Consider the following 3,661-nt stretch of genomic DNA (forward strand, 5'->3'; position numbering starts at 1 on the left):
TTTATATTGTAACAGTTTTTATGCTCTTTATTAATAATCTCAATCATTTTCCTTGAAGCTTTTATATCTCTAAAAAAATCTGTTACATTTATGGATAAATCTAAAAAAAGAGACTTAAATGCGGATTTATCAAAGAGAACTAAAAGTACAAATGTTTTTACATCAAATATTCTATGTTTTATCATAAACTGTTCAACTCTTCTCTTTATAGAATCTCTTTGGTAAAGCCTAAAATCATACTCATACCTAGTATATAGTTCATTAAAAAGAAAATTCATCCATTCATCAAAGCTATCATATTTTAAACTCATGCATCTTAAATAAAAAGAAATATCTATAGTGTCAAATACAAAGTCATATATCTTTTGTTTTTTTGCACTCAAAGGAATTGAGTTAGCTTCACAATTATTTGGATTTTGAATTATAATAACTGAATTGTTTCTCTTAAGCGTTGCAAGTGAGTCAACTCCATCTGCAGCATAGCCACAGGTTAGAATTCCACAAAAATTTTCCTTATACTCTTTGCTTAGGGATTCAAAACTAACGCTTATAGATGGTCTTGCTGCATTTTTAAGAGCAGAGTTTTCTAAATGTATTTTAGACTCTTGTACTGTCATATGTCTATCTTTTGAGGCTAAATAAAGATGTCCTACTTCTACATCCATTCCTTCAGATGCATATGATATATTGCTACTTACATAATTAGCCAATATATCATCATAGATGCCTTTCTTTAGAGGGTCAATATGCTGTATTAAAAATATTGCAAATTTAGTAGTATCTATATTTGATAAAATTTCAATTATCTTCTCGCTACTATTTGCACTTCCACCAATTGCTATGACATTTATGTTTGGATTACGACTCTGTCTATCTTTTAACTTAGATATAAACGAACCTTTTAGCCCAATATAATTTAGGTACTTAGATAGTCTACTTTTATTTACGATTATATTAATATTTTTTTGTAAAATTTCTGTATTTTTATAAAGTAGTTCTGTTAAAGATGCAGGTATATTATATATACGTGTAAAGTTTATGCTAAATAGATAAAAATCTTCATCTAGAAGCTCTTTAAGGTGAAGAACTTCTTCATCACTTATATTATCCTTGATTTCTATTTTACACTCTCTACCCTGCCTTATAAACTTTAACAACTATTTACTCCAGGCTTTTAACATAAAGATTAATGCATTTTGATCTATTGGTTTAGCTAAGTAGTCATTTGCACCAGCTTCGTAGCACATTTGTTTATCTTCTTTCATTATTTTAGCTGTTACAGCAATGATTGGAATATGTTTAAATCTCTCATCTGCTTTTATATTCTCAATAGCTTTTAATCCGTCCATTACCGGCATCATAATATCCATAAGAATCACATCAACATTTTCTTCTACATCTTCTAGAAGTTTAAATGCATCTTCACCGTTTAAAGCACTATATGTATCAGCACCAAGTTCTTGAAGAACTGAAGAAAGTGTAAAGATATTTCTACTATCATCATCAACGATGAGAATATTTTTACCTTTTAATAGTTCTTTATCAAAAACTTCAATATCATCATCTGCAACTAAGAACTCCTTTGTTTCTTGTGCTACCGGTATTTTTTGTTCAAATTTCTCTTTTTCAAAAGGAAGTATCACGAAGAAACTAGAACCTCTGCCCTCTTTAGATTCTACTTCAATACGACCACCCATCAAATCGATAAAAGTCTTACTAATAGAAAGACCAAGCCCTGTTCCCCCATACTCTCTACTAATACTTCCATCAACCTGCTTAAATGCTTCAAATATAAGAGCTAATTTAGCTTCAGGTATTCCTATTCCTGTATCTGTAACTTCAAGTACGACATCTTTGTTTTTCTTAAATATACAAAGAGATACTTCACCTGTTTTTGTGAACTTAAATGCATTAGATAGAAGGTTTTTAATAATCTGAAGTAGTTTTGTTTTATCTACTATCAAGCTTCTGTTAAAACTATCTCTTACTTCAAAATCAAGCTTTTTATCTTTTGCTACCTCTATAAAAAGGCCTTCTATTTCTTCTTTTATTTCACTAGTAGAAACCTCATTTTCATGAAGTTCCATATTCCCAGACTCAATCTTGCTTAAGTCTAAAATATCATTAATAAGAAGAAGTAAATCATGACCAGCCTTATGTATAACAGAGGTTTTTGACACATCACCATCGCTTAATGTATCACTCTTATTTTGAGTAAGTAGTTTTGATAGTAATATAATCGAGTTAAGTGGAGTACGAAGTTCATGAGACATATTCGCCAAGAACTCACTCTTATACTTACTTGCTCTTTCTAAATCATCAGCTCTTTTGTCCAGGTCTTCTTTTGCTTGAATTAGTTCACTGTTTTTAATCTTCATACTTTTAGCTTGAAGAGTAAGTTGTTGCTGTTGTTCTTCCATCTGAACATTTGACTCTTGAAGCTCTTCACTTTGAACTTGTAACTCTTCATAAGATCTTTTAGAGTCTTCTAGTAAAACTTTTATTTTCATATTTTGAGTAGCTGCAAAAAGTGATGTAGTAAATATATTAGCAGCTCTTTTTAGATAATCTTTTTGAACTTCACTGAAGCTATTAAAGGTCATTAATTCTGCAACACCAAAAAGTTTTCCTTCATGAATAAGAGGAATAATAAATACTTCTTTTGGCTTAGATACAGTTGTTCCAGTTTTTATATCATAATACTCATCTTGTACATTTGTTAGTAATATAACTTCTTTATCTAACCCGGCTTGTCCAACTGCTCCACTACCAAGTTTAAACACATTAGCAGAACTATCTTTTGGGTTAAATGAGTAAGATGCGATAAGTTCAAGTTCATCTTTTTTTTTATTATAGATATATGCAACACCCGCACATGCTTCTACATATCTACTAACCATTGTTATAACTTTTCTAGAAAGTTCTATGGTGTCACCAATTCCTGTTAGTTTATCACTAAATTCACCAATACCCTCACTAAAATAGATTTCATCCTTATTTTTTATGTCATTTTCTTCTAACATATTAGTCATAATTTCAAGAGCAATACCGAGTTCATCATTTTTTGATTTCACTTCAATACTATGAGAAAAATCATTTTTTGTTATGGAATCTGCTTGAGATAATATACCTCTTAAATAACTTATCATATTAAGCATAGATATACCCAACCTATCTTCATCTCCAACAATCTTGTAATCTACATTAATATTACCTTCTGCTATTGACTCAGAGACGCTAGCAACTACTTCAAGATACTTAATCATATCAATAAGAGCCATACCAAGTTTATCTTCACTACTTTTTGCAATAATTTTTGTGTCATAGTTACCAGTAGAGAGCTTTTGGGCTAAAGAGGTTATCTCTTTAAGTCTTTTTGTCATATCTGTAATAGCAAGGCCAAGTTGATCATTACTGCCTAGAAGTTGTATTTCTTTAGAGAAGTTACCATCTGCTACTGCATTAGCCTGAGATATTGTTGTCTCAATAGCATCTATAACTTTTTTGGTTGATTTTACGATTTCACTTATTTCATCATTACCATTATATTTAATCTCTTCTCTTTTTATTTCGCCAATTCTAAAATCAAGTGCAATTTTTTGAAAGTAAGTTGAAAGATAGGATTAATCGATAATCTGCTAATCTTATTCGACCAAAAACA

General features: G+C 30.2%; 2 protein-coding genes. Both read right to left on the reverse strand.

Going from position 1 to position 3,661, the window contains the following annotated elements; translation table 11 throughout:
- The coding region (locus QZZ48_RS14775; RefSeq protein WP_294967025.1) for a chemotaxis protein CheB at positions 1-1,157 on the reverse strand (1,157 nt) is incomplete at its 3' end.
- Positions 1,158-3,383 (reverse strand): ATP-binding protein, encoded by a 2,226-nt coding sequence (locus QZZ48_RS14780; protein WP_294967026.1) that lies wholly within the window; start codon positions 3,381-3,383, stop codon positions 1,158-1,160. It abuts the gene before it with no gap.
- Positions 3,384-3,661 lie beyond the last annotated feature (278 nt).

The organism is Sulfurimonas sp., from assembly GCF_016744025.1.
GTDB lineage: Bacteria > Campylobacterota > Campylobacteria > Campylobacterales > Sulfurimonadaceae > Sulfurimonas.

What these genes read in the sequence shown, in the direction of transcription:
- QZZ48_RS14780 (WP_294967026.1), bottom strand. Translation starts at nt 3,383, where the DNA reads ATGACAAAAAGACTTAAAGAGATAACCTCTTTAGCCCAAAAGCTCTCT.